The following is a 23,765-nucleotide window of genomic DNA, read 5'->3' as shown; positions in this document are numbered from 1 at the left end:
ATAAGGCCGGGCACCCGGTTACGTCAGCCGGATGCGGCCGCTGTCACTCGATGGGCTGGATTCCGGCCGCCGAACGGTGTGCCGCGCCCGAAGAGCGCTCCGGCCCCGCTCGGCCCCGAAACGCCCGGCGGCGCTGCGTCCATGGGGGTTGTCCACGGGGTCCGCGGGGCTCGCGGACCGCACCGGGGGTCGCCCGCGGGCCGGCGAACGCCCGGGCCCCCGGCGCGCGGATCGCTCGCCGGGGGCCCGGAGGGGGAGGAGGGGGTGCGCGGCCGCTACTGCGCGGCCTTCAGCGCGATGTCGCCGCGGTGCTGGCCGCCCGCCAGCGAGATCCGCTCCACCGACCGGTAGGCCCGCTCACGCGCCTCGGCGAGCCCGGCGCCGGTGGCGGTGACCGACAGGACGCGGCCGCCGGCGCTCAGCACCCGGCCGTCCTCGGCCGCCTTCGTCCCGGCGTGCAGCACGTACGCGGTGCCGTCGGCGGCCTCCGCCTCGGCCAGGCCCTCGATCGGGTCGCCGGTGCGCGGCGCCGCCGGGTAGCCCTCGGAGGCGATCACCACGGTGACCGCGGCGCCCTCGTCCCAGCGCAGCGGCTCCAGCTGGTCCAGCGTGCCGGTCGCCGAGGCGTGCAGGACGCCGGCCAGCGGCGTGCGCAGCCGGGCCAGCACGACCTGGGTCTCCGGGTCGCCGAAGCGGGCGTTGAACTCGATCACCCGGGTTCCGCGCGAGGTCAGCGCCAGGCCCGCGTAGAGCAGGCCGGAGAACGGGGTGCCGCGGCGGCGCAGCTCGTCCACGGTGGGCTGCAGGACGGTCGCCAGGACCTCCTCGACCAGGCCCTCGGGCGCCCAGGGCAGCGGCGAGTAGGCACCCATGCCGCCGGTGTTGGGGCCCTGGTCGCCGTCCAGGGCGCGCTTGAAGTCCTGGGCCGGCTGGAGCGGCAGGACGGTGCTGCCGTCGGTGATCGCGAACAGCGAGACCTCGGGGCCGTCCAGGTACTCCTCGATCACCACCTGCCCGCAGGCGGCGGCGTGGGCCAGCGCCTCGTCGCGGTCGGAGGTGACCACGACGCCCTTGCCGGCGGCCAGGCCGTCGTCCTTGACCACGTACGGGGCGCCGAAGGCGTCCAGCGCCTCGGCGGCCTCGGCGGCGGTGGTGCAGACGTAGGAGCGGGCGGTCGGCACCCCGGCGGCGGCCATCACGTCCTTGGCGAAGGCCTTGGAGCCCTCCAGCCGGGCGGCTTCGGCGGACGGGCCGAACACCGCGATGCCGGCCGCGCGCACGGCGTCGGCGACACCCGCGACCAGCGGGGCCTCCGGGCCGACCACGACCAGTTCGGCACCGAGCGCGGTGGCGAGCGCGGTGACCCGGGCGCCGTCGAGCTGGTCGACCGGGTGGACCGTCGCCACCTGCGCGATCCCGGCGTTGCCCGGGGCGCAGTGCAGCTCGGTCACGGCGGGATCTTGGGACAGAGAGCGGCACAGGGCGTGTTCGCGGGCGCCGCCGCCGATGACGAGGACCTTCACGCTGGGCAAGGGTAGTCGGTGGCCGGTTCCGGCCGCTCTCCGGTCCCGTAGGAAGAGACAGCGGAGCGGATCCGGCGCCCGCGCGGCCTGGGAGGATCCTCCAATCAGAACCCCCCGGGATCGGCGCACGGTGTCCGGGTCAGGACAGCGGGTCACCGGGCCCTCGCTCGGACGGGTGAAATCCCGCCGACCGCCGCAACCCTCTCACCTTGGGATCCGATGACCGAATCCCGTAACGATCATTGGCGAAGCGCCCACACGGTAAGCCATTTGGCGGTAAGAAGTGCTGTTGGACCACCGCCGGCGGCCGCCGGTGACGCCGCCCCGGGCATCCGCAGCACGCCCCGGAGCGGCGGTGTGGCCGGCGCGTTGTCCGTCGTTCCACGGGTCGTCAGGCCGAGGACACGTCGGTCCGCGCAGAGTCGGAACCAGCGAGACCAGCAGTCCGCCCGCCACAGGGAGCCCCACAGGTGAGCCAGCCGGAAATGCAGCCCGAGGAGAGTGCCTGGGGCAAGGAGATCGGTGAGGAGGACCAGCCCGCCACGACGGTGGCGCGCCGGCCCTCGACCCGCCGCCGGTCCGATCTGAGCACCCGCCAGTTCCCCCTGGGCGACTGGGGCGAGCCCGCGGAGCGGCTGGAGGAGCTGTACCGCTGGTCCGAGGAGCGGGCGGTCGAGGCCGTCGAGTGGTACCGCAGGGACCGGGTCTGGAAGCGCCGCTGGGCCCGGCTGCTGAGGTTCGCCTCGGCCGGCTTCGCGGTCGGCGGCATCGCCGCCCCGCTGGTCGACCTCACCGGGGCCGTCGACAACGCCACCGGCTGGGGCTACGTCGGGCTGGCGCTCGCCGCCGCCTGCTACGGCGCGGACCGGGTGTTCGGGCTGACCTCCGGCTGGATGCGCGACGTCTCCACCGCGCAGGCGCTGCAGCGCCGCCTGGAGGCCTTCCAGTTCGACTGGGCCTCGGAGTGCGTCCGGGAGGTGCTCGGCCCCACCGAGGGCACCGCGGGCGAGGCCGCCGAGCGGTGCCTCGGGGTGCTGCGGCGGTTCTGCGAGGACGTCTCGGACATGGTCCGCACCGAGACCTCGGAGTGGATGCTGGAGTTCCGGGCCGGGATGACCCAGCTGCCCACCCAGGTCGCCGGCAGCTGGGGCGGGCGCACCGAGCCGGGCGTCGGCGCCCAGGTGCGGGTGCTGCCGCCGCCGGGGACCAGGCCCACCATGCCGCGCCAGCGGCCGCCGGAGGGGCCGCTGCGGTAGCGCGGGCCGGGCCCCGGGCTCGGGCCGGGCTCGGGCCCGCGCTCAGGCTCGGGCCCGGGCCCCGGGCTCGGGCTCAGGCGAAGACGACCATCGAGCCCTGGTGCAGGCTCCGGGTCGCCGCCGCGTACAGGCCCGCCCAGGCGTGCCGCTCCCGGGCGAACGGGTGCAGGTCGTCCAGTGGCGGGCCGAACGGCTGCTCCAGGCCGGTCGGGCCGAGCGGCCGGGTCGGCGCCGGCGGGTCGAGCGGGTCGATGCCCAGTGCCGGGGCGACGGCCTGCAGCTCGCGCAGCAGCCCGTGGCTGGAGCCGAGCGGACCGCCCGCGGCGAGCAGCGACTCCTCCACCAGCGGGGCGGCGAACTCGATCGGCACGTACGCGCCGGCGTGGTCGAAGTGCCAGACCAGGTGCGACTGCTCGGCGCTGCTCTCGAACATCTCCAGCAGCTGCTCGTAGTCGCCGCCGAGCGCGTCCACCGGCGTGATGTCCAGGCCGGTCAGACCCAACAGGTAGGCCCGGCGCAGGAAGTGCAGCGAGTCGTAGTCGAAGGCGGCTATCGGCTCGACCGCCCCGCTGAGCCCCGGCACGAACCGGTAGACCGGCATCTCGGGCAGGCCGCGGGAGGCCAGCACCTGGTTGTACAGCGCGAGGTCGTCCCGGAAGGGGTTGTCGGGGCTGTGGCTCAGCACGTCCACCAGCGGGACGAGCCAGAGGTCGCAGGCCATGGCCGGCTCTTCCTCTCCGGACGCGGGGAACCGGCCGCGCGGCGGCGGACGGCGGATGGGCGGGTCGGTGCCCGGACCACCGCCACGAGGCGCGGCCGGGACGGACGACCGCCCACCCTACCGGCCCGGCGAGCGATGCGGATCGGGCCGTCCCCCGGGCAGTTGGTCCGGCGGCGGATCGGACGGCCGGCGGCCGAACCGCCCGTACGGCACCGAGCGCGGCTGCGGCACCAGGCCGAGTCCCAGGCCCAGTTCGCGGCCCAGCTCCCGGCCCAGCTCGCGCTCCCGTCCCCGGGCGCCGCCGGTCGCACGGCCCGGATCCGCCGGTCGGGCGGGCTCCCCCGGACGCGGCTGCTCGGTGGCGGCGGTCCCGGTGCCCGCCCCGGTCTTCCCCGGCGCGGCGTCCTCCGGGGTGTCGGGCGGCGCGGCCGGGGCGCCCTGGCCGCCCCGGGCGGCGGGCAGGCCGCCGGTCAGCAGCGGCAGCACCTTCACCGTCTCCACCGACTCGCCGGCCAGCTCGGCCAGCAGCCCGACGGTGAAGAGGTTGTACTCGCAGATGACCCGGTGCGAGCGCGGCACGTCGCGCGCCTCGATCGCCTCCACCAGGTCGAGGTGGCCGTCCCAGCAGACCCCGGCCAGCTGGTGCGTCGACCGCAGGAACCGCGCGGCGAACATCCACGACTGCACCCGCAGCCAGTCCAGGTAGTCGGCGATCCGGCGGTTGCCCATCAGCCCGCCGACCTCCTGCCAGAACCGGCGGTCGCAGCCCACCATCACGTCGAGGTTGCCCGCCCGGGCCGCCCGCGCCGCCGCGTCCGCCCGGCGGCGCAGCGAGGTGAGCCGGCTCTCGTCCTGGCGGCCGGGGTCGCTGGCCAGCCGGCGGTAGTAGCTGTCGGTGATCAGCACCCGGGTCTCGAAGATCTCCAGGAAGTCGTCCCAGCCGAACTCGGGGACGGTGAAGCCGCGGTGGTGCTCGGCGCGGAGCAGCCCCTGGGCGGAGAGGTCGACCAGCGCCTCCCGGGCCGGAGTCGCCGAGACCCCGTACAGCTCGGCGATCTCCTTGACGGTGAAGTTCCGCCCGGCCGCCAGCCGGCCGGCCATCATCTCCTCGCGCAGCGCGCCGGCGATCTGCTCGCGCAGGCTGTTGCGCTGGATCACCGGACGGGGGTCGCCCGCGTCGGTCCCGAACATGCGCGCGACCTCCTCGGGCGGGCGGGACGGCCTGACGGGACAGACCGGCGGTGTACGGACTGGTAACACGACGAGGGCTCATCTTCTCAAATTGGACACCGACGTGTACAAGCCCCCCATACTCTCCGCGCGCCCCCGTACGCTCCCGACCGCCGAACGTGCGCCGGTCGAGCGCCGGACGACCGTGCGACCGGCGCCCCCGGACGGCCTTCCGCCCGCCGCCCCGGGGCCGGCCGCCTCAGCGCTGGACCGGCGCCGGGATGCCGAGCAGCCGGTCCCGGTGCACCGGGAACTCGGCGCGCGCCTTCACCACCTCCGCCGGATCGAACTCCACGGTCAGCACCTCCTCCCCCGCCCCCGCCTCGGCCAGCACCCGGCCCCACGGGTCCACCGCGATGCTGTGCCCCGCCTGCTCGACCCCGCCGTGCGTCCCCGCCGTGTTGCAGGCCAGCACGTACGCCTGCTCCTCGACCGCGCGTGCCCGGTTCAGCAGCGTCCAGTGCTCCCGCCGCCGCTCCGGCCAGGCCGCCGGCACCACCAGCACCTGCGCGCCGGCGTCCAGCAGCGCCCGGAACAGCTCCGGGAACCGCAGGTCGTAGCAGGTCGCCAGGCCCAGCGTGCCGACGTCGGTCGCCGCGGTCACGATCTCCTGACCGGCCCCCATCACCACCGCCTCGCCGCTGTCGAAGCCGAAGCGGTGGATCTTGCGGTAGGTGTGCACCAGCTCGCCGTCCGGGGCGAACAGCAGCGAGGTGTTGTAGATCGGCCCGTCCGGGTCGCGCTCGACGATGGAACCGGCGTGCAGCCACACCCCCGCCGCCCTGGCGGCCGCCGCCATCGCGTCCGAGGTCGGCCCGTCCAGCGACTCCGCGCCGTCCGACCAGAGGTCGTGGGCGAAGCCGCCGAGCGGCCACAGCTCGGGCAGGACCACCAGGTCCGATCCCCGCTGCGACCGCACCAGCGCGGCCGCGCGGGCCCTCCGCTCGGCCGGGGGCTCGGCGTCGGAGACCGCGAGTTGGATCAATGAAGCGCGCACAGTACCACCGTCCACGGCAAGAGTCCTACGATCGTCACCCGAAAGCGCTGCCCTGCTCTCACCCGGCAGCGTAACGTGCGGTTAGCGTGTGCGCCCGGAAGCCGGAATTCCCGGCCGACCCAGGAAACCGCGGGCACGCGTGGCAAGGCAGCTGACGGAGGGCCGGAGATTCCCGTGACGGACAACCAGACCGTGCAGGCTTACACCGAGGCGTGGACCCGGTCCATCGAGGCGATATCCGAACTGGTGACCCCCCTGCCCGAGGGCTCCTGGAACCGGGCCACCGAGTGCCCCGGCTGGTCGGTCCGCGACATCGTCTCGCACGTGATCGCCGTCGAGTCCGAACTGCTCGGCGACCCCCGTCCGATCCACTCCCTCCCGCGCGACCTGCGCCACGTCACCACCGAAGCCGCCCGCTACCTCGAACTGCCCGTCGACAAGCGCCGCTGCCACACCGCGCTGGAGATGACCAGCGAGCTGGAGTACACGATCATCCGCCGCTCCCGCGCGCTGCGGAACGCCAAGCAGATGCCCAACGAGCCGGTCCGCCGGCCGGGCGGCCCACAGAGCGGCGAGATCAAGTACTACGAGCTGCTGCGCCAGCGCGCCTTCGACGTCTGGGTCCACGAGCAGGACCTCCGCCGCGCCCTCGGCGTCCCCGGCAACCTCGACTCCGCCGGAGCCCTCGTCGCCCGCGACGTCCTGCTCGAGGGCCTGCCGGAGGCGGTCGCCCACCAGGCCGGCGCCCCGGCCGGCACCGCGCTGGTCGTCGACGTCACCGGACCCGTCGAGTTCCTGCGCACCGTGCGGGTCGACTCCGCCGGGCGCGGCACCGTCGACGAGTCGATCAGCCTCGCCCCCGACGTCCAGCTCACCCTCGACTGGGAGACCTACGTCCGCCTCGCCTGCGGCCGCGGCCGCCCGGGCCACGTGGTCGTCGACGGCGACAAGGAGCTCGCCGACCGCGTCCTCGCCAACTTCTCTGTCACCCGATAGGGGTCGCCTTCACCCGCCCGGCTTACACGTACGAGTGCACGCCGGGCGAGTGCGCCTCGTGCTCCCGTGCGTCACGTTGGGACCAGTAGCCCCGTCCGTTCGGCCTCGTTGATCCGGGCAGTGTCACCCGGAAGAAGGAGGGGCGTCCCAATGGACGACGAACAGACGATGGTGCTGGTCCGGTCGAGCTTCCCGGTCACGGGCCGGCCGATCAGGGTCGTGATGATCGACGGCGAGCCGTGGTTCGTCACGGCGGACGTGTGCACGGTGCTGGGTCGGGTCAACCCGAGCCGCGTCCGCCACATCGTCGGAATCGAACACACCCGTGTCGTCAACTCGCGCACGATTAACCTTCCCAAAGGGAAGGCTAATCCCGTTTCCGCAGGTGAGAAACCCTACGCCGGCGCCTCCGCGAGCTTCTTCCGCAGCCGCAGGATCATCAGCGTCCCCACCGCCAGCGGCACGTACTGCCAGCAGAACGCCCAGCGGAAGGCGCTCGCCGCGTAGGTGTCGGCGCCGGACGGGCTGAGCGTGTCCAGGAGGACGCCGATGCCGAAGAGGGTGATCATCGTGCCGATGAAACCGCCCATGTTGACGATGCCGGAGGCGGTGCCGAGGCGTTCGACGGGGTTGCGGGCGCGGGCGTAGTCGAGGCCGACGAGCGAGGCGGGGCCGTTGCTGCCCATCACCAGGACGACGGTGACCAGCAGCCAGAGCGGCGGGTGGCCGCCGGGCCAGGCGAGCGTCACCGCCCACAGCAGCGCGGTGGCGCCGATGACGGTGAGCACGATGGGCATCCGGGCCCGGGCGGTGCGGGACAGCACGCGGCCGAAGAGGAAGCCGAAGCTCATGTTGGAGAGCACCAGCAGGGTGAGCAGCCCGCCGGCCGCGGCGCGGGTCATGCCCTGGGCCTCGACGAGGTAGGGCAGGCCCCAGAGCAGGCCGAAGGCGTTGCCCGGGAACTGGGTGGTGAAGTGGATCCAGAGCCCCAGCCGGGTGCCCGGCTCGCGCCAGGTCTCCCGGATCTGCCGCCCGACGCCCGGCCGGGGTGCCGCGGCGGGCGACGCCGTCGCGGTGGCGGGCCCGTCCGGGGCCTCGCGCAGGAAGAGCGCGACGAGGGCGAAGACGGCGACGCCGAGCAGCGCGATGGCGGTGAAGGTCGGCGTCCAGCCCTCGCTGTGCAGGGCCTGGGCGAGGACGACGGTGGTGACCAGGTTGCCGCTCATCCCGGCCAGGCCGGTGAGCTGGGCGACCAGCGGGTTCTTGGCGGCGGGGAACCAGCGGGCGGCGATCCGCAGCACGCTGATGAAGGTCATCGCGTCGCCGCAGCCGAGCACGGCCCGGGAGGCGAGGGCGGGGCCGAAGGAGCCGGAGAAGGCGAAGGCGAGCTGGCCGGCGCTGAGCAGCACGACGCCGACCAGCAGCACCCGGCGCGGTCCGAACCGGTCGACCAGCAGGCCGACGGGTATCTGCATGGCCGCGTAGACGAGGACCTGGAGGATCGAGAAGGTGGAGAGCGCGGAGGCGCCGATGCCGAAGCGGTCGGCGGCGTCCAGTCCGGCGACGCCGAGGCTGGTGCGGTGGATGACGGCCAGGACGTAGACGCTGACGCCGATGGACCAGGCGAACCAGGCGGCCCGCCCGCCGGGCGGGTGGTGGGCGGTGGTGGGGCCGGTGGTGGGGCCGGCGCCGGCACGGGGAGCGGGGGCGGACAGGGGGCGGACTGAACTGGCGGGCTCCACGGTCATAGTGGCCCCAGATTAGTCATCCCATCATTGAACGGACAGAGCGGGGTCCCGGGGACGGATACGAACCATCCGTTCCGTCCCCGGGCCCCGGGAGCGCCCGAACGGGGTCTCAGCCCACCACCGTCCAGGAGACCGAGCGCGTCATGTAGCGGTCCCGGAAGGCCTCGTCGCGGACCCAGTCGGTGGTGTCCCGGACGGTCGCCGTGACGGTCGCGCTCTGCCCGGCGGCCAGTGGCAGCCGCGCGGTGTCCAGCCAGCTGCGGTCCGGCGCCTGCGGCTCGACCGGGGCGCCGTTCACCGTCCAGTCCACCCGCAGCTGCCGGGCGCCGGCCAGCGGGAGCGGCCGGACCTCCAGCCGGGGCCGGCCGGTGACCTCGCCGGGCGGCGGGACGGGGTCGTCGGTGGGCCGGACCCGCCGGTAGACCTCCTCGATGATCGCCTCCCGGGAGGGCAGGTTGTACGCCCCGCCGAGGGTGCGCATCACCGAGTCCCGGGTGGGCCGGTAGACGCCGTTGGCGCTGCGGTAGGCGCCGATCGTCCCGGCGCCGTCCGGGGACTCCGCGCCCAGCCAGCGCCACCACTTGGTCTGCTTGCGGCGCATCTCCTCGGCGTTGTCGGTGGAGAGGTTGGGGTAGTCGGCGTCGTCCGGCGCGCTGTCGTACTCGTCGCCGAGGTCCCCGACGGTGTGCCCTATCTCGTGCTGGATGATCCGCCCGGCGTCCGGGCTGCCGCCGGCCAGGGTGGTCACCCCGGTGCCGCCGGCGCCGCCGTACTCGGTGGAGTTGGCGAGCGCGATGAGGTACTGCGGGCCCTGGCCGCGGCCGGCGTAGCGGGCGGTCGCCTCCTCGTCGGCACAGAGCAGCCGGGCGGTGCCCTCGCACCAGAAGTGCATGCCGAGCGGGGTGGCCGGGCGGCGGCCTCGGTTCTCGGTCTCGGCGATGCCGGAGACCGGGGAGACCACCTCGACCCGCCTTATGTTGAAGAACCCCTGGTAGCTGCGGAACGGCTCGATGTCCATCAGCGCGCGCCAGGCCCGGTCCGCCTGCGTGCGGAACAGGTCCTGCTCCCCGGCGCCGTAGCCGTCGCCGAGCAGGACCAGGGTGATCCGGTTGGCCGGGTCCCCGGTCCGCCGTATGTCGACGGTCGGGGCGCCGCCGTCGGCGGGCAGGTCGGCGCGCTGCACCGCGGTGTGCGGCGGCACCGCGCGGTCGGCGGGGGCGCCGGGGCCGATCACCCCGAACGGCGGGGGTCCGGCCAGTTCGAGCGCGGCCGGGAGCACGGCGGTGGACACCAGCACGAGCGCGGCCAGACTCCGGACGATCCGGCCAGGGTTGCCAGGCGGCATACGGGTGTGTCCTCGACGTTCCGGTCACCCGGCGTCGCCCAGGTGGTGGACGCGAAGACGTACCCCGGGCGGCGTGTCGTCCTCACCGAACGGCGGAAATGTCACTGACCTGGCCGAACGACAGGAATCCCACCAGTCGTCCCCATGAGTCGGACCGTTTGGATGATCTCCACCATGAGGGCCTCGACGCCGCCAGAAAAAAATCTGGAAAGAACTTCGGATCGACCGCAACCCTTCGGCCGCGATCGCTGTCTGTACGGACGAAGGAAGCGGGAAGCGAGACCGGCCGGGCCGGGGGGCGCAACTGCTCGGCAGGAGCAGGCCGGTACACCTTCGTCATCCACTCACCCAGCACCATCACCAGACCTCGGGGGTCCTGTCATGCGCATGTCCGTTCTGTCCGCTTCCACCAAGAACTCCGGCTCCTCCTCCGCCACCCGTCGCCGCCGGATCGCCACCGTCGCCGCCACCCTCCTGATCGCCGGCTCGGTCCAGCTGCTGGCCGCCGAGTCCTCCTCGGCCTGCGCCGGCCCGTACCGGGCGAACAACCCCCAGATTCCGGCGGCGGCCCGCGCCGTGCAGCACAAGGGCCCGATCAACAGCGTGTTCCTCTCGACCCCGGGCACGCTCACCCGCGGATCGAAGATCGAGGTCGGCACCCAGATCGGCAACTTCACCGGCGGCGACTTCTCCCTCGCCGCACCGGCCCTCACCCTGACCGGCAAGGGTGCGCGGCTGCGTGCCCAGGACGTGACGGTCGAGGTGTTCGTGAACGGCGCCTGGAAGAAGCTCGGCGTCGACGGCGGCTGCGGCGGCGAGGCCGTCCGGGTCGACACCTCCCCGCTGCTCCAGCCGCTCAAGGACGGACGCGCGAGCCGCCTGCTCTTCCGGATCGGCCTGTCGGCGAAGGCCCCGGCCGGCCAGTCCGCCGTGTCGGTCACGCTGTCGGCCTGGTCGGAGTCCGGCAGCGGCGCGAAGAGCACCCGGACGGTCAAGGTCGTCCGCGCCGCCGGCACGCCGGGCAAGGCCGCGGCCGGCAGCCCGCGCACCCACGGCTGACACTCCGGGGGGAACGAAGGGGCCCTGCCGACGCACTGCGGTGCGCGGGCAGGGCCCCTTCGACGTGGCCGGGGACGGGTCAGCCCCAGGTGATCAGGCGCTTCGGGTGCTCCAGGATGCCCGCGATGTCGGCCAGCACCTTGGAGCCCAGCTCGCCGTCGACCAGCCGGTGGTCGAAGGACAGGGCCAGCGTGGTGACCTGGCGCGGGACGACCTTGCCCTTGTGCACCCAGGGCATCTCTCGGACCGCCCCGAAGGCGAGGATGGCCGCCTCGCCGGGGTTGAGGATCGGGGTGCCGCTGTCGACGCCGAAGACGCCGACGTTGGTGATCGTGACCGTGCCGCCCTGCATGTCGCCGGGCGCCGTCTTCCCCTGGCGGGCGGTGTCGACCAGCTCGCCGAGCGAGACCGCCAGCGCCGAGAGGGTCTTCGCGCCCGCGTCCTTGATGTTGGGGACGATCAGGCCGCGCGGGGTGGCCGCGGCGATGCCGAGGTTCACCTGGCCCTTGATGACGATCTCCTGGGCGGCCTCGTCCCACTGGGCGTTGATCCCGGGGTTGCGCTTGACCGCGGTGAGCAGCGCCTTGGCGACCAGCAGCAGCGGGCTGACCCGGACGTCCCGGCCCAGCTCGCCGCTCTCCTTGAGGCGGCGGACGAACTTCATCGTCCGGGTGACGTCGACCTGGACGAACTCGGTGACGTGCGGGGCGGTGAAGGCCGAGGCCACCATCGCCTGCGCGGTCGCCTTGCGGACGCCCTTGATCGGCACCCGGACGTCGCCCGCGCCGGGAACGGCCACGGGGACGGTCACCGGCTCGACGGCCGACTCGACGGCCTGCTCGGCGACCGGCGTCACGGCCGGAGCCGGGGCCGCGGCGGCCGCCGCGTGGGCGTGCAGGTCCTCGCGGGTGATCACGCCGTCCGGACCGGTCGGGGTGACGGTCCGCAGGTCGATCCCGAGGTCCTTGGCGAGCTTGCGCACCGGCGGCTTGGCCAGCGGCCGGTCACCGGTCACCGCGACGGCCGGCGCGGGCGCCGCGGCCGGAACCGGAGCCTCCACGGGGGCCGGGGCCGCGACGGGAGCCGGAGCCACGACGGGAGCCGGAGCCACGACCGGAGCCGGAGCCGCGGCCGTGGTGCGCCGGGCCCGGCGCTGGCTGCCGCCGGTCCGCGGACCGTAGCCGACCAGCACCTCGCGCCGCTCGGGCTCGGCGGCCTCCGCCGGGGCGGCGGCGGGTGCCGGCGCGGCGGCCGGAGCCGCGGGCGCCCCCGCCGCGCCGGCCACCGCGACCGAGATGATCACGGTGCCGACGTCGACCGTCGCGCCCTCCGGGAAGAACAGCTGCTCGACGACCCCGGTGAACGGGATCGGCAGCTCCACGGCGGCCTTGGCGGTCTCGACCTCGCAGACGACCTGCCCGTCGGTGACGGTGTCACCGGGCTTGACGTACCAGCTGAGGATCTCGGCCTCGGTGAGGCCCTCGCCCACATCGGGCATCTTGAACTCGCGGAGCGAGCGAACTTCGGTGGTCATCAGCGCTCCCCGGGATCAGTACGCGAAGGCGCGGTCGACGGCGTCGAGCACGCGGTCCAGGTCGGGGAGGAAGGCCTCCTCGACCCGGGACGGCGGGTACGGGGCGTAGTAGCCGCCGACCCGCAGGATCGGTGCCTCCAGGTGGTAGAAGCAGCGCTCGGTGAGCCGGGCGGCCAGCTCGGCGCCCATGCCCAGGAACACCGGTGCCTCGTGCACCACGATGCCGCGCCCGGTGCGCTTGACCGACTCCTCCAGGGCGGCGAAGTCGACCGGGGTGAGCGAGCGCAGGTCGACGACCTCCAGCCGGCGGCCGTCCTCCTCGGCGGCCGCGGCGGCCTCCAGGCAGACCTTGACCATCGGCCCGTAGGCGATCAGCGTGGCGTCGGCGCCGGGGCGCACGATCCGCGCGTCGTGCAGGCCCAGGTCGGCGGCCTCGCCGACCTCGCCCTTGTCCCAGTAGCGGCGCTTGGGCTCCAGGAAGATCACCGGGTCGTCCGAGGCGATGGCCTGGCGCAGCATCCAGTGCGCGTCGTGCGCGTTGGACGGGCTGACCACCCGCAGACCCGCGGTGTGCGCGAAGTACGCCTCGTGCGACTCGCTGTGGTGCTCGACCGCGCCGATGCCGCCCGCGAAGGGGATCCGGACGGTGACCGGGAGCTTGACGTGGCCGAGCGCACGGGCGTGCATCTTGGCCAGCTGGGAGACGATCTGGTCGAAGGCCGGGTAGACGAAGCCGTCGAACTGGATCTCCACGACCGGGCGGTAGCCGCGCAGCGCGAGGCCGATCGCGGTGCCGACGATGCCGGACTCGGCGAGCGGGGTGTCGATCACCCGGTCCTCGCCGAAGTCCTTCTGCAGGCCGTCGGTGATCCGGAAGACGCCGCCGAGCTTGCCGATGTCCTCGCCCATCAGGACGGTCTTGGGGTCGCTCTCCAGCGACTTGCGCAGCGCCCCGTTGAGCGCCTTGGCGATGCTGAGCTGACCGGCCATCAGAGGTTCTCCCCCGCCTCGAAGGAGGCCGCGTACTCGACGTACTCGGCCCGTTCCTCATCGACCAGCGCGTGCGGCTCGGCGTAGACGTGGTCGAAGATCAGGGTGGGGTCCGGGTCCGGCATGCCGCGCACGCCCTCGCGCACCCGCAGCCCGAGCTGCTCGCTCTCGGCCTCGACCGAGGCGAAGAACGCCTCGTCGGCCAGGCCCTCCTTCTCCAGGTGGGCGCGGAGGCGGGTGATCGGGTCCTTGGCCTTCCAGGCCTCGGTCTCCTCGGCGAGCCGGTAGCGGGTCGGGTCGTCGGAGGTGGTGTGCGCGCCCATCCGGTAGGTGAACGCCTCGACCAGCACCGGGCCGTTGCCGCTGCGGGCGTGCTCCAGGGCCCAGCGGGTCACCGCGAGGCAGGCCAGCACGTCGTTGCCGTCGACCCGCACGCCCGGGAAGCCGAAGCCCGAGGCGCGGCGGTACAGCGGGATCCGGGTCTGGGTGGTGGTGGGCTCGGAGATCGCCCACTGGTTGTTCTGGCAGAAGAACACCACGGGGGCGTTGTAGACCGAGGCGAAGGTGAAGGCCTCGCTGACGTCGCCCTGGCTGGAGGCGCCGTCGCCGAAGTACGCGATCACCGCGTCGTCGGCGCCGTCCTTGGTGATGCCCATCGCGTAGCCGGCGGCGTGCAGGGCCTGCGCGCCGATCACGATGGTGTAGAGGTGGAAGTTCTTCTCGTTCGGGTCCCAGCCGCCGTGGTTCACGCCGCGGAACATGCCGAGCAGGTTCAGCGGGTCGACGTCCCGGCACCAGGCGACGCCGTGCTCGCGGTAGGTGGGGAAGGCGTAGTCGCCGGGCCGCAGCGCGCGGCCGGAGCCGACCTGCGCGGCCTCCTGGCCGAGCAGCGAGGCCCACAGGCCGAGCTCGCCCTGGCGCTGCAGGGAGGTCGCCTCGGCGTCGAACCGGCGCACCAGCACCAGGTCGCGGTAGAGGGCGCGAAGCTCGTCCGGCTCCACGGAGAGCGGGAACTCCGGGTGCTCGACGCGCTCGCCTTCCGGCGTCAGCAGCTGCACGAGCTCCGGCTGGGCGTCCTGACCCGTGGTGCGGAGGGTGCCAGGGACGCCGGGGGCCGCCTTCTTGCGCGCCCTCGCCGTGCTTTTGGCCGTGCTTTTGACGGTCACGTTCACTCCTCGGTCTGTCCGGCCGCCCGGGGTCGCCGGTGACCGGTCCGGTCACCGCCTCGCGGGGCGCGCGTGGGTGTGCGCTCCCATCTGCGGGGCAGGTGGTGATCCTGTTCCGACGGCGTCCCTCACGAGAACGTTACCCAGCGTCCGCCCTCGGCGCGTCTGCGCTAGGACGTCCTACTTGTTCGGGGTCTACAAACGCGCGTGTGGCGCAGCTCTCAATTCGGTCGCCTTCAGGACACCTGCGCACGTTATCCGGGCAAAGGCTCTCGCGTAAGGGGGTTACCGGCATCGGTTTCTCCCGCTCTGGCCGGAACGTGACCCCGGTCCGGTGCGGGCGGAAGGTCTCTCGTAGGGTGATATGGGAGGCTTTGCGCGTGACTGACACGGGACAAATCAGGGTATTCCTCCTCGACGACCACGAGGTGGTCCGCAGGGGCGTTCACGAACTCCTCTCGGTCGAGGACGACATCGAGGTGGTCGGCGAGGCCGGCACCGCCGCCGAGGCGCTGACCAGGATCCCCGCCGTCCACCCCGACGTCGCGGTCCTGGACGTCCGGCTGCCGGACGGCAACGGGGTCGAGGTCTGCCGGGAGATCCGCTCCCGGCTGCCGGAGATCAAGTGCCTGATGCTGACCTCGTTCTCGGACGACGAGGCGCTGTTCGACTCGATCATGGCGGGCGCCTCCGGCTACGTGCTGAAGGCGATCCGCGGCACCGACCTGATCACCGCCGTCCGGGACGTCGCGGCCGGCCGCTCGCTGCTCGACCCGGTCGCCACCAGCCGGGTGCTGGCCCGGCTGCGGGACGGCGGCGAGAAGGAGGACGAGCGGCTCGCCCAGCTCACCAAGCAGGAGCGCCGCATCCTGGACCTGATCGGCGAAGGGATGACCAATCGTCAGATCGGCAACGAGCTGCACCTCGCCGAAAAGACGGTGAAGAACTACGTCTCCAGTCTGCTCGCGAAGATGGGGATGGAGCGCCGGACCCAGGCGGCCGCTTTTGTCGCCCGGCACCAGGCGGACCACCAGCACGGATAGGGCCGATGCACAGAACTGACGAGCTGTCAATGCCACCCGCCGAGAGGTCCTAACCTCTGGCTGTGACTTTCAGCCAGACCCTTGCCCTCGCACCAGCCCGTCCCGACCTCACCGCTCCCCCGATAGGAACCCTCAGCCCGCCCGTCCCCCGCACGGCGCTCGCCGAGGTCCTGCGCCGCTACCGGGTGGGCCGCCTGCTCACCGCCGAACCCGTCGCCGAAGGCCTGCTGAACCGCGGCTACCGGGTCACCACCGAGGCCGGCGGCTACTTCCTGAAGTGCTACGTGGACGCCGCGACGGCCGGTCGCGAGGCCGTCGCCGCCCACCACCGCGCGATGGACGCGCTCGCCGCCCTGGGCCTGCCCGTCGCGCCCCCGCTGGCCCTCGCCGGGCGGACCGCCACCATCGCCGCGTTCGGCGGCCGGCTCTTCGCGCTCTTCCCCTGGGTGGACGGCCGGCACCGGCACGGCACCGAGCTGTCCCTGCCGCAGTGCGCCTCGCTGGGCGCGCTGCTCGGCCGGCTGCACGGCGCGCTCGACGAGGTCTGCGCGCCGGCCGCACAACCCTCCGGCTACCGCAGCGCGGACCCGCTCGACAGCGCCGTGCTCGCCCGCGAGCTGCGCCGCCGGGCCCGTGAGCACCAGCCGCACGGCGAGCTGGACGTCCTGGTCGAACGCCGGCTGACCGAACGGCTGGAGCTGCTCACCGAGCACGCCCACCGCCGTCCGCTCCCGCAGGCCGCCCCGCCCACCGGCTGGACCCACGGCGACTTCCACGGGCTCAACCTGCTGCACCACGACGAGCGGATCACCGCCGTCCTGGACTGGGACAAGCTCGGGCCGCAGCCGCGCGCCGAGGAGGCCGTCCGCGCGGCCACCCTGCTCTTCAACGACCGTGTCACCGGAGTGCTCGACCTCGTCCGGGTCCGGCACTGGTCGCAGTCCTACCGGGCCACCGGCGCCGCCACCGCCGAGCACCTGGCCGCCGCGGCGCACCGGGTCTGGTGGGAGCGGCTGAACGACTTCTGGATGCTCCAGTGGCGCTACCAGCGGGCCGACCACCGGGCCGACCCGCTCTACCCCGCCTCGGCGGGCCAGTTGGCGTGGTGGTGCCAGGAGTACGAGCAGGTCCTGGACGCCTTCGCCAACTGACCCGTCGGGTCAGCCGGTGGTGGCCGTCGGCTGGGTCGTGGGCTGCACCGGCGGCTTCGGCGTGCCGCCGCCGCCCGCCGGCGGCGTCGTGCCCGCGCCGCCGCCCCCGGTCTGCGGCGGGTTGGTCGCCGGAGCCGTGGCCGTGGCCGTCGTCCCGCCGCCGCCCGTCCCCGTGGTCGGGGCGTTGGTCGGCGGGGCGGTGGCCGCCCCGGTCGGCGTCGTGGGCTCGGTCGTCGGCTTGCCGCCGGTCATGGTCGGCGTCGGCGTCGGGCTAGGCGTGTTGTGCTTGCCGCCCGGCTGGCTCGGCTGCTGGTTCTGGTTGCCGCCGCCGTTGTTGTTGTTGCCGTTGTTGTTGTTCGTGTCCGTCGGCTGCTGCGGACGCTTGCTGTTCTGGCCGCCCTGGGCGGGGGGCGTGGTCGTCCCGGAGCTGGGCGCGGTGGTCTCCGGCGCCGTCGAGACCACCCCGGCGGACGGGCTGGTCCCGCCCGGCGTCCCCTTCGGGGCGTCGTCGCCGCCGCTGAGCGCCAGCGCGATGCCGGCACTGGCCGCGACCACCACCGCCACGATCCCGGCCACCCAGCGCCACGGCCCGCGCTTGCCGGAGCCGTGCCCGTGCCCGCCGCCCTCGTGCCCGTCACCGGAGTCGCCGCCGTACGGCCCGCCGGCCGCCGGGTAGGGCGAGGCCGGCGTGTGCGGGCCACCCGGCACCTGGTAGGGCAGCACCGTCGTCGAATCGCCCGGGACGCCGGCTCCGAGCACCGCCGTCTCGTCCGTGCCGACCGGCGGCAGCCCGCCGCCGTGCACCGGCGCGGCACCGACGGCCCAGCCGCCGGTGCCGCCGGTCAGCTCGCGCAGCGCGTGCTCGATGTGCGCGCGGAACTCGTCGGCGTCCTGGAAGCGGTCGTCCGGGTTCTTGGCCAGCGAGCGCAGCACCAGCGGGTCCAGGCCGGCCGGCACCCGCGGGTTGGCCTGCGAGGGCGGCACCGGCTGGTCCTGCACGTGCTGGTAGACCACCGACAGCGGGGTGTCACCGGTGAACGGCGGGCGCAGCGTCAGCAGTTCGTAGAGCATGCAGCCGGCCGCGTACAGGTCGGAGCGGTGGTCGACCGGCTTGCCCAGCGCCTGCTCCGGCGAGAGGTACTGCGGGGTGCCCATGACCATGCCGGTCTGGGTCATCGTCGAGGCCGTGCCGGTGAGCGCCCGGGCGATGCCGAAGTCCATCACCTTGACCGCGCCGTTGGTGGTGATGATGACGTTGGCCGGCTTGATGTCGCGGTGCACGATGCCGTGCCGGTGGCTGTAGGACAGCGCCTCCAGCACCCCGGCGATGATGATCAGCGCCTGGTCGACCGGCGGCGGCGCCGTCTCGTCCACCAGCAGCTCGCGGACGGTCCGGCCCTCGACCAGCTCCATCACGATGTACGGCGTCGACTCCTCGCCGACGTACTCCTCGCCGGTGTCGTACACCGAGACGATCGCGTGGTGGTTGAGCGCCGCGACGGCGTGCGCCTCCCTGGTGAAGCGCAGCCGGGCGATCTCGTCCTGGGCCAGTTCGCCGCGGAGCAGCTTCACCGCGACGGTCCGGCCGAGCCGGACGTCCTGGGCGGCCAGCACCTCGGCCATGCCGCCCCGGCCGAGCCGGTGGGTCAGCCGGTAGCGGCCGTCGCCGACCGTGCCCAGCGGGGCCGCGGTGCCCCGGCCGGGCGTCTGCGGGCCGCCGTACGGCGGAAGTGCGGTCGTGGCGGCGTCGCTACCGGGCTCGGGCCTCGGGGCCCCGCCGGCCGGACCGGTCGCCCAGGCCCCGTCGTCGTCGCCCGGATGCTGCGTCTGTGCCATCGCTCCTCGCCCCGGGCCTTCGCTCGGATCGCGGTGCCCTGTCGCTCGTATCCCCGAACGCTACCGTCTCCGACCGACCCCTGTGGCACGCGCGATCCGGACGGAACGCGTCAGAGCAGGCCATTCCGGTCGGCCGGACCGTCGAGGCGCAGCACCGTGGTGGTCTGGCCCGAGACCCGCGAGTTGGGACCGGTCTTGGTGTCCCGCTCGGCCCGGTTGACCACGATCGCGATGATGATCACCGCCAGCACGATCACGCCGACGATGATGCCGACGATGACCAGCGCGGTCGAACAGCCGCCGCCGCTGGAGGCCGGGGCCGGCTGGAACGGCGGCGCCGGCATCGGGTGCGGCGGCGGGGTGTGCGCCTGCTGCGGGAAGGGCTGCGGGGTGTGCGGGGCCTGGAAGGCGGGCGGCGGGGTCTGGAACGGCTGCTGCTGCGGCGCCGCGAACGGCTGCGGGGTCTGCGGGGCCTGGAAGGCGGGCGGCGGGGTCTGGAACGGCTGTTGCTGCGGCGCCGCGAACGGCTGCGGGGTCTGCGGGACCTGCGGCGCCGCGTGCACCGAACGCGGACCGTCGGTGATCACCAGCGGGTTGCTGGCCGCCAGCGGGCTGCCGCCGCCCTTGGCCGCGCCGATCAGCCGCTCCGCCTCGTCGCGCATCGCGGCCGCGCTCGGGAAGCGGTGCGCCGGGTCCTTGCGCAGCGCCCTGGCCACGAACTCGTCGACCGCCGGGGTGATCCGCGGGTTGAGCGTCGACGGCGCCGGCGGCGCCTCCTGCACGTGCTTGTAAGCGATCGAGAACGCCGAGTCGCCGTCGAAGACCAGCTGGCCGGTGAGCATCTCGAAGAGCATCACGCCGACCGAGTAGAGGTCGGAGCGGGCGTCCACCGGCTTGCCGAGCGCCTGCTCGGGCGAGAGGTACTGCGGGGTGCCGACCACCATGCCGGTCTGGGTCATCGAGGTGACCCCGCTCTCCAGCGCGCGGGCGATGCCGAAGTCCATGACCTTGACGTTGCCCTTGCGGTCGAACATGACGTTGCCGGGCTTGATGTCGCGGTGCACCAGGCCCATGTCGTGCGAGGCCTCCAGCGCGTTCAGCACGCCGACGGTGACCCGCAGCGCCTCCTCGGCCGGGATCGCGCCCTGCTGGGCGACCGCCTCGTTGATGGCGTCCCGCAGGCCCTTGCCGTCGATCAGCTGCATGACGATGTACGGGGTGCTGGACCCGTCCGGGGCGATGTCCTCGCCGCTGTCGTACACCGTGACGATGTTGGGGTGCTCCAGCCGGGCCACCGCCTGCGCCTCGCGGCGGAACCGCTCCTTGAACGAGTCGTCCCGGCCCAGCTCGGCGTGCATGCTCTTGAGCGCGACCTGACGGTCCAGCACGCTGTCGTACGCGAGGTGGACCGAGGCCATGCCGCCCTCGCCCAGCACCCGCTGCAGCACGTACCGCCCGTTGCCCAGGGAGTAGCCCTCGACCGCCGCGTTGCCGTGCTCGCTCATGGTCCTCTGCTCCCCCTCGGTGCGGCACTGCCGCCGCGACCGTGACGTTCGGTCTCGTCCGTGCGTGTGCGGGCCCGGCCCGCTGGCCCGCCCGCCCCCTGTCGCGGCGCTCGCCCGGCCTGCGACAGGGGCCCAGGGTATCGGCTCACGACGAGGCCGACCGGCCCAGGGCCGACACTGTGTCCAGGTCGCGACCGGGCACCGGCCGGTGGTGCGTCCGGCACCGGCACGCCGTGCGGCGCCCGGTGCCCCACGGCCCCGACACGGGGCCGTGGCGGTACGGGTACGGCCTACAGGTACGGGCCGGAGCGGATGCCGCGGCCCTCGCCCGGCTCGTCGCCCTCCGGCTCCCCGCCCTGCAGGCCCGGCGGCAGCGCCCGGCGCATCTGCTCCAGCTGCGCCCGGGCCGCCATCTGCTGGGCGAACAGCGCGGTCTGGATGCCGTGGAACAGCCCCTCCAGCCAGCCCACCAGCTGCGCCTGCGCGATCCGCAGCTCGGCCTCGGTCGGGATCGAGTCCTCGGTGAACGGCAGCGAGAGCCGCTCCAGCTCGGCGACCAGCTCGGGGGCCAGGCCGAGCTCCAGCTCCTTGATCGAGCTGGCGTGGATGTCCTTCAGCCGGGCCCGGCTGGCCTCGTCGAGAGGAGCCGCCCGGACCTCCTCCAGCAGCTGCTTGATCATGCTGCCGATCCGCATGACCTTGGCGGGCTGCTCGACCATCTCGGTCACCGGCAGCTCACGCGGGCCGTCCCCCTCGTCACCGCCCGCCATGCCGATCGCCCCCTGGCCCACCGGCAGCCCGTCCGGTCCGACGATCAGCACCTTCTGGCCGTCCTGCGACTGCCCGCCCATGGCCTGGTGGAACTCGTGGGACGAGCGCTCGTTCATCGGATTCGTCATGAACCACATTCTCCCTCACTGGGATTGCCCGGGTGGAGGGCCCCGGCCACCCGGGAACGACGCTACGCCCCGGACGCGGGGGCCGGTATCCGTACGGATACTCAGTCCGCCCGGGTACCGGGGCGGGCGCGCGGCGGGGCGCGCGGGTCAGCCGCGTCGCAGCCGCAGGCCGATCAGGCCCAGTCCGCAGCCGATCAGGCCGAGGCCGGCGCCGAGCGGGAACTGCCGGGTGGAGGCGTCGTCCCAGCGGGTGGGCAGCACGACCGGTCCGGCCGCGACCGTCTGCGGACCGGGCAGGCCGAGTGCCAGCGCCTCGCTCCCGGAGCCGTCGGCGGGCTCGGCCGGGGCCGGGGCGTCCGGGGCGGGGTCGGCCGCGGTGGCCGCGGGCTGCTCCGGCGGCTGCTCGACCGGCTGGTCCGGACTCTGCTCGACGGCCTGCTCGGGCACCTGCTCGGGCACCTGCCCGGCGCGCTCGGGCGCCGATCCGGGATGGTGCCGCTGCCGGCGCTGCTGCCATCCGGCCTGGGAGGCGCCGGAGCGCGGATGCCCGGCCCGCTGCCACCCGGGCGCACCGGCCGGGACGACAGCGGACGAGGACGCGGACGCGGTGGCGGCGGCGGCGATCACCGACGGGTCGGCGGCCTCGGGCACCGGGGCGACGGAGGAGGAGGGCCCGGCGGAGGGCTCATCGGCGGGCTCCGCCTCGGATCCCGCTCCGGCCTCCGCTCCGGGCTCCGTTGCGGGCTCCGCCGCGGCGGCGGACGGCTCGGGCGTCACGGACGCCGCCGGGGACGGCCGGTCGCCCGGCAGGGCCACCGCCGCCGGGCCGACCGCCAGCGGCACGGCCAGACCGAGCGCCGCCACCAGCAGCAGCCGGGCCCGCCACCCGGCCCGGCGGGCACCCGGACGGACCCGGCCCCGGACGCACCCGGGCGACCGGCGGGAGGGGGACGACGGTGATGCTGCGGGCAGCGGCCCGAGGAACGCGGACGAAGGTGCGGGCACGGTCGAGGTCCTTCCGCGACGGCCGATCGCGCGGGGCGGGATCGGCGGCGGGACAGCTCCCGTCCAGACTCACACACACCCGCATTCCGGGCATGTCGGACGGCCCGGACCGGCGGAGCACGGATCCCCCGGAGCCGCCACCCCGCCGGCCGCACCCGGGCTCAGACCCGCAGCACCACCTTGCCGACCTGCGTACCGGCCTCCAGCACCCGGTGCGCCTCGGCGGCCTCCGTCAGCGGCAGCACCCGGTCGACCACCGGCTTCACCACCCCGGAGGCGACCAGCGGCCAGACGTGCTCGCGCACCGCCGCCACGATCGCCGACTTCTCGGCCAGCGGCCGCCCGCGCAGATTGGTAGCGATCACCGCGCCGCGCTTGCGCAGCAGGGTGTTGAGGTTCAGCTCGCCGTTCACCCCGCCCTGCAGCCCGATGATCACCAGCCGCCCGTTGACCGCCAGCGCGTCCACGTTCCGCTGCAGGTACTTGGCGCCCATGATGTCGAGGATCACGTCCGCCCCGGCGCCGCCGGTGGCCTCCCGGAGCACCTCGACGAAGTCCTGCGTGCGGTAGTCGATCAGCACGTCGGCACCCAGCTCCGCACAGCGGGCCAGCTTCTCCGGGCCGCCCGCCGTCACCGCCACCCGGGCGCCGATCGCCTTGGCCAGCTGGATCGCCATCGTCCCGATGCCGCTGGCGCCACCGTGCACCAGCACCGTCTCGCCCGGCCGCAGGTGCGCGGTGAGGAAGACGTTGGACCACACCGTGCAGACCACCTCCGGCAGCGCGGCGGCCTGCTCCGGGGTCAGCCCGGGCGGCACCGGCAGCAGTTGGCCGACCGGCACCGCGACCCGCTCCGCGTAGCCGCCGCCGACCAGCAGCGCGCAGACCTCGTCGCCGACCGCCCAGCCGGACACCCCGGGGCCCAGCGCGGTGATCCGGCCCGCGCACTCCAGGCCGGGGTGGCGCGGGCTGCCGGGCGGCGGATCGTAGAAGCCCTGCCGCTGGAGCAGGTCGGCGCGGTTGACGGCGGTGGCGGCCACCTCGACCAGGACCTCGCCCTCCCCGGGCACCGGGTCCGGCACCTCCGCCCAGACCAGCGCCTCGGGCCCGCCGGGTTCAGGAATCGTCATCGCATGCATGGCCCGACGCTACTGCCCGCCGGCCGCCCCGCGGGCGGGCGACCCGCGCCGTCAGCCGGCCAGGTCGGGCAGCAGCACGGCGCCGGGCAGCGCGGCCAGCACCGCTCCGGGCAGGATCAGCTTGCCGCGCCGCCGCCCGCTGCCCACCAGGACGAAGGGGGCGGCCGCCACCGCCTCGTCGACCAGCAGCGGCCAGCCGGCCGGCAGGCCGACCACGGTGATCCCGCCGTACTCCATGCCGGTCGCCTCGACGGCGGTGTCCATCGGCGCGAACGAGGCCTTGCGCGCCTCCAGGTGCTTGCGGACCGTGCGGTTGACGTCGACCCGGGTGGTCGCCAGCGCCAGGCAGGCGGCCAGGGTGGTCTCCCCGCCGCGCTTGGCGGCGACCACCACGCAGTTCGCCGAGGCGTCGAGCGGCACGTCGTAGGTCTCGCAGAAGACCGCGGTGTCGGCCTTCTCCGGATCGGTCTCGACGTACAGCACGGACCGGGCGGCCTCCCGGTCCTCCCAGCCCGCCAGCGCCTCGGCCACCGGGGCGACCAGCCGGTCGGCCACCTCCAGCGCGGGGGCGAAGAAGTCGAAACTGCCGAACGGGAGCTGCGGTTGACCGGTCATGGCGGCA

At 74.2% G+C, this 23,765-nt stretch carries 21 protein-coding genes; 6 read left to right on the top strand and 15 right to left on the bottom strand.

The window, feature by feature from the left end; genetic code table 11:
- Positions 1–275: 275 nt before the first annotated feature.
- Positions 276–1,523, bottom strand: coding sequence for a phosphoribosylamine--glycine ligase (gene purD, locus ACFU9E_RS16555; RefSeq protein ID WP_380685149.1), 1,248 nt, complete (start codon positions 1,521–1,523; stop codon positions 276–278).
- 470 nt (positions 1,524–1,993) lie between these two features.
- On the opposite strand from purD, the gene ACFU9E_RS16550 reads away from it, so the two are divergent.
- On the top strand, positions 1,994–2,779 hold the full coding sequence (locus ACFU9E_RS16550) for an SLATT domain-containing protein (RefSeq protein WP_380685151.1): 786 nt from the start codon (positions 1,994–1,996) through the stop codon (positions 2,777–2,779).
- 73 nt (positions 2,780–2,852) lie between these two features.
- On the opposite strand, the gene ACFU9E_RS16545 is transcribed toward ACFU9E_RS16550, so the two are convergent.
- From ACFU9E_RS16545 to ACFU9E_RS16535, 3 genes are all read right to left on the bottom strand, one after another.
- The gene (locus ACFU9E_RS16545) at positions 2,853–3,500 is read right to left on the bottom strand and encodes a hypothetical protein (RefSeq protein ID WP_355362592.1); all 648 of its coding nucleotides are present in this window, start codon (positions 3,498–3,500) and stop codon (positions 2,853–2,855) included.
- Between the two features lie 117 nt (positions 3,501–3,617).
- Entirely contained in the window at positions 3,618–4,691 is a 1,074-nt protein-coding gene (locus ACFU9E_RS16540) for a GntR family transcriptional regulator (protein ID WP_380685153.1), read from the bottom strand.
- 238 nt (positions 4,692–4,929) lie between these two features.
- Entirely contained in the window at positions 4,930–5,727 is a 798-nt protein-coding gene (locus ACFU9E_RS16535) for a carbon-nitrogen family hydrolase (protein ID WP_380685155.1), read from the bottom strand.
- A gap of 174 nt (positions 5,728–5,901) precedes the next feature.
- On the opposite strand from ACFU9E_RS16535, the gene ACFU9E_RS16530 reads away from it, so the two are divergent.
- Positions 5,902–6,723 (top strand): maleylpyruvate isomerase family mycothiol-dependent enzyme, encoded by an 822-nt coding sequence (locus ACFU9E_RS16530; protein WP_380685157.1) that lies wholly within the window; start codon positions 5,902–5,904, stop codon positions 6,721–6,723.
- 150 nt (positions 6,724–6,873) lie between these two features.
- The gene (locus ACFU9E_RS16525) at positions 6,874–7,230 is read left to right on the top strand and encodes a hypothetical protein (RefSeq protein ID WP_380685159.1); all 357 of its coding nucleotides are present in this window, start codon (positions 6,874–6,876) and stop codon (positions 7,228–7,230) included.
- Here the strand turns inward: ACFU9E_RS16525 and ACFU9E_RS16520 are convergent.
- Positions 7,119–8,471 carry a nitrate/nitrite transporter gene (locus ACFU9E_RS16520; protein WP_380685161.1) on the bottom strand — a complete coding sequence of 451 codons (1,353 nt, stop codon included), beginning with the start codon at positions 8,469–8,471 and terminating at the stop codon, positions 7,119–7,121. The two genes, ACFU9E_RS16525 and ACFU9E_RS16520, sit on opposite strands and share 112 nt — an antisense overlap.
- Before the next feature lie 109 nt (positions 8,472–8,580).
- On the bottom strand, positions 8,581–9,816 hold the full coding sequence (locus tag ACFU9E_RS16515; protein WP_380685163.1) for a M64 family metallopeptidase: 1,236 nt from the start codon (positions 9,814–9,816) through the stop codon (positions 8,581–8,583).
- Positions 9,817–10,203: 387 nt separating this feature from the next.
- Here ACFU9E_RS16515 and ACFU9E_RS16510 point away from each other — a divergent pair, with 387 nt between their 5' ends.
- Positions 10,204–10,875, top strand: a complete 672-nt coding sequence (locus tag ACFU9E_RS16510) for a hypothetical protein (protein ID WP_380685165.1) — start codon at positions 10,204–10,206, stop codon at positions 10,873–10,875.
- Positions 10,876–10,954: 79 nt separating this feature from the next.
- Here the strand turns inward: ACFU9E_RS16510 and ACFU9E_RS16505 are convergent, their stop codons facing one another.
- From ACFU9E_RS16505 to pdhA, 3 genes are read right to left on the bottom strand one after another with little or no spacing between them, the layout of a single operon-like run.
- Positions 10,955–12,409 carry a dihydrolipoamide acetyltransferase family protein gene (locus ACFU9E_RS16505; RefSeq protein ID WP_380715090.1) on the bottom strand — a complete coding sequence of 485 codons (1,455 nt, stop codon included), beginning with the start codon at positions 12,407–12,409 and terminating at the stop codon, positions 10,955–10,957.
- Between the two features lie 15 nt (positions 12,410–12,424).
- Positions 12,425–13,399, bottom strand: a complete 975-nt coding sequence (locus ACFU9E_RS16500; RefSeq protein ID WP_380688791.1) for an alpha-ketoacid dehydrogenase subunit beta — start codon at positions 13,397–13,399, stop codon at positions 12,425–12,427.
- Entirely contained in the window at positions 13,399–14,565 is a 1,167-nt protein-coding gene (pdhA, locus tag ACFU9E_RS16495; protein WP_380688789.1) for a pyruvate dehydrogenase (acetyl-transferring) E1 component subunit alpha, read from the bottom strand. The genes ACFU9E_RS16500 and pdhA overlap by 1 nt, the downstream gene beginning before the upstream one ends.
- Positions 14,566–14,945: 380 nt before the next feature.
- Here pdhA and ACFU9E_RS16490 point away from each other — a divergent pair, with 380 nt between their 5' ends.
- Positions 14,946–15,608, top strand: a complete 663-nt coding sequence (locus ACFU9E_RS16490) for a response regulator (RefSeq protein ID WP_380688787.1) — start codon at positions 14,946–14,948, stop codon at positions 15,606–15,608.
- A gap of 62 nt (positions 15,609–15,670) precedes the next feature.
- Positions 15,671–16,759, top strand: a complete 1,089-nt coding sequence (locus ACFU9E_RS16485; protein ID WP_380688785.1) for a phosphotransferase enzyme family protein — start codon at positions 15,671–15,673, stop codon at positions 16,757–16,759.
- A gap of 9 nt (positions 16,760–16,768) precedes the next feature.
- Here ACFU9E_RS16485 and ACFU9E_RS16480 read toward each other — a convergent pair whose 3' ends face one another.
- From ACFU9E_RS16480 to ACFU9E_RS16455, 6 genes are all read right to left on the bottom strand, one after another.
- Entirely contained in the window at positions 16,769–18,595 is a 1,827-nt protein-coding gene (locus ACFU9E_RS16480; protein ID WP_380715088.1) for a protein kinase, read from the bottom strand.
- 110 nt (positions 18,596–18,705) lie between these two features.
- Positions 18,706–20,100 (bottom strand): protein kinase, encoded by a 1,395-nt coding sequence (locus tag ACFU9E_RS16475; protein ID WP_380683321.1) that lies wholly within the window; start codon positions 20,098–20,100, stop codon positions 18,706–18,708.
- A gap of 290 nt (positions 20,101–20,390) precedes the next feature.
- Positions 20,391–20,999 carry a bacterial proteasome activator family protein gene (locus ACFU9E_RS16470; protein ID WP_380683320.1) on the bottom strand — a complete coding sequence of 203 codons (609 nt, stop codon included), beginning with the start codon at positions 20,997–20,999 and terminating at the stop codon, positions 20,391–20,393.
- Positions 21,000–21,146: 147 nt separating this feature from the next.
- Positions 21,147–22,004 carry a hypothetical protein gene (locus tag ACFU9E_RS16465; RefSeq protein ID WP_380683319.1) on the bottom strand — a complete coding sequence of 286 codons (858 nt, stop codon included), beginning with the start codon at positions 22,002–22,004 and terminating at the stop codon, positions 21,147–21,149.
- Positions 22,005–22,165: 161 nt separating this feature from the next.
- Positions 22,166–23,143, bottom strand: coding sequence for an NAD(P)H-quinone oxidoreductase (locus ACFU9E_RS16460; RefSeq protein WP_380683318.1), 978 nt, complete (start codon positions 23,141–23,143; stop codon positions 22,166–22,168).
- Positions 23,144–23,194: 51 nt separating this feature from the next.
- Entirely contained in the window at positions 23,195–23,758 is a 564-nt protein-coding gene (locus ACFU9E_RS16455; protein ID WP_380683317.1) for a YbaK/EbsC family protein, read from the bottom strand.
- Positions 23,759–23,765 lie beyond the last annotated feature (7 nt).

The sequence above is a fragment of the Kitasatospora sp. NPDC057595 genome, assembly GCF_042800875.1.
In the GTDB taxonomy this organism is placed as follows: Bacteria; Actinomycetota; Actinomycetes; order Streptomycetales; family Streptomycetaceae; genus Kitasatospora.
Note: the sequence above shows the minus strand (reverse complement) of the source record. Positions and strands in the feature narration are given on the sequence as shown.

Bases quoted from the DNA above. Each gene is read 5' to 3' on its own strand.
- ACFU9E_RS16500 (WP_380688791.1), bottom strand. From the start codon at position 13,399: ATGGCCGGTCAGCTCAGCATCGCCAAGGCGCTCAACGGGGCGCTGCGC.
- ACFU9E_RS16480 (WP_380715088.1), bottom strand. From the start codon at position 18,595: ATGGCACAGACGCAGCATCCGGGCGACGACGACGGGGCCTGGGCGACC.
- ACFU9E_RS16505 (WP_380715090.1), bottom strand. From the start codon at position 12,409: ATGACCACCGAAGTTCGCTCGCTCCGCGAGTTCAAGATGCCCGATGTG.
- ACFU9E_RS16545 (WP_355362592.1), bottom strand. From the start codon at position 3,500: ATGGCCTGCGACCTCTGGCTCGTCCCGCTGGTGGACGTGCTGAGCCAC.
- ACFU9E_RS16510 (WP_380685165.1), top strand. From the start codon at position 10,204: ATGTCCGTTCTGTCCGCTTCCACCAAGAACTCCGGCTCCTCCTCCGCC.
- ACFU9E_RS16455 (WP_380683317.1), bottom strand. From the start codon at position 23,758: ATGACCGGTCAACCGCAGCTCCCGTTCGGCAGTTTCGACTTCTTCGCC.
- ACFU9E_RS16460 (WP_380683318.1), bottom strand. From the start codon at position 23,143: ATGCATGCGATGACGATTCCTGAACCCGGCGGGCCCGAGGCGCTGGTC.
- ACFU9E_RS16520 (WP_380685161.1), bottom strand. From the start codon at position 8,471: ATGACCGTGGAGCCCGCCAGTTCAGTCCGCCCCCTGTCCGCCCCCGCT.
- ACFU9E_RS16525 (WP_380685159.1), top strand. From the start codon at position 6,874: ATGGACGACGAACAGACGATGGTGCTGGTCCGGTCGAGCTTCCCGGTC.
- ACFU9E_RS16470 (WP_380683320.1), bottom strand. From the start codon at position 20,999: ATGACGAATCCGATGAACGAGCGCTCGTCCCACGAGTTCCACCAGGCC.
- ACFU9E_RS16515 (WP_380685163.1), bottom strand. From the start codon at position 9,816: ATGCCGCCTGGCAACCCTGGCCGGATCGTCCGGAGTCTGGCCGCGCTC.
- ACFU9E_RS16475 (WP_380683321.1), bottom strand. From the start codon at position 20,100: ATGAGCGAGCACGGCAACGCGGCGGTCGAGGGCTACTCCCTGGGCAAC.
- ACFU9E_RS16540 (WP_380685153.1), bottom strand. From the start codon at position 4,691: ATGTTCGGGACCGACGCGGGCGACCCCCGTCCGGTGATCCAGCGCAAC.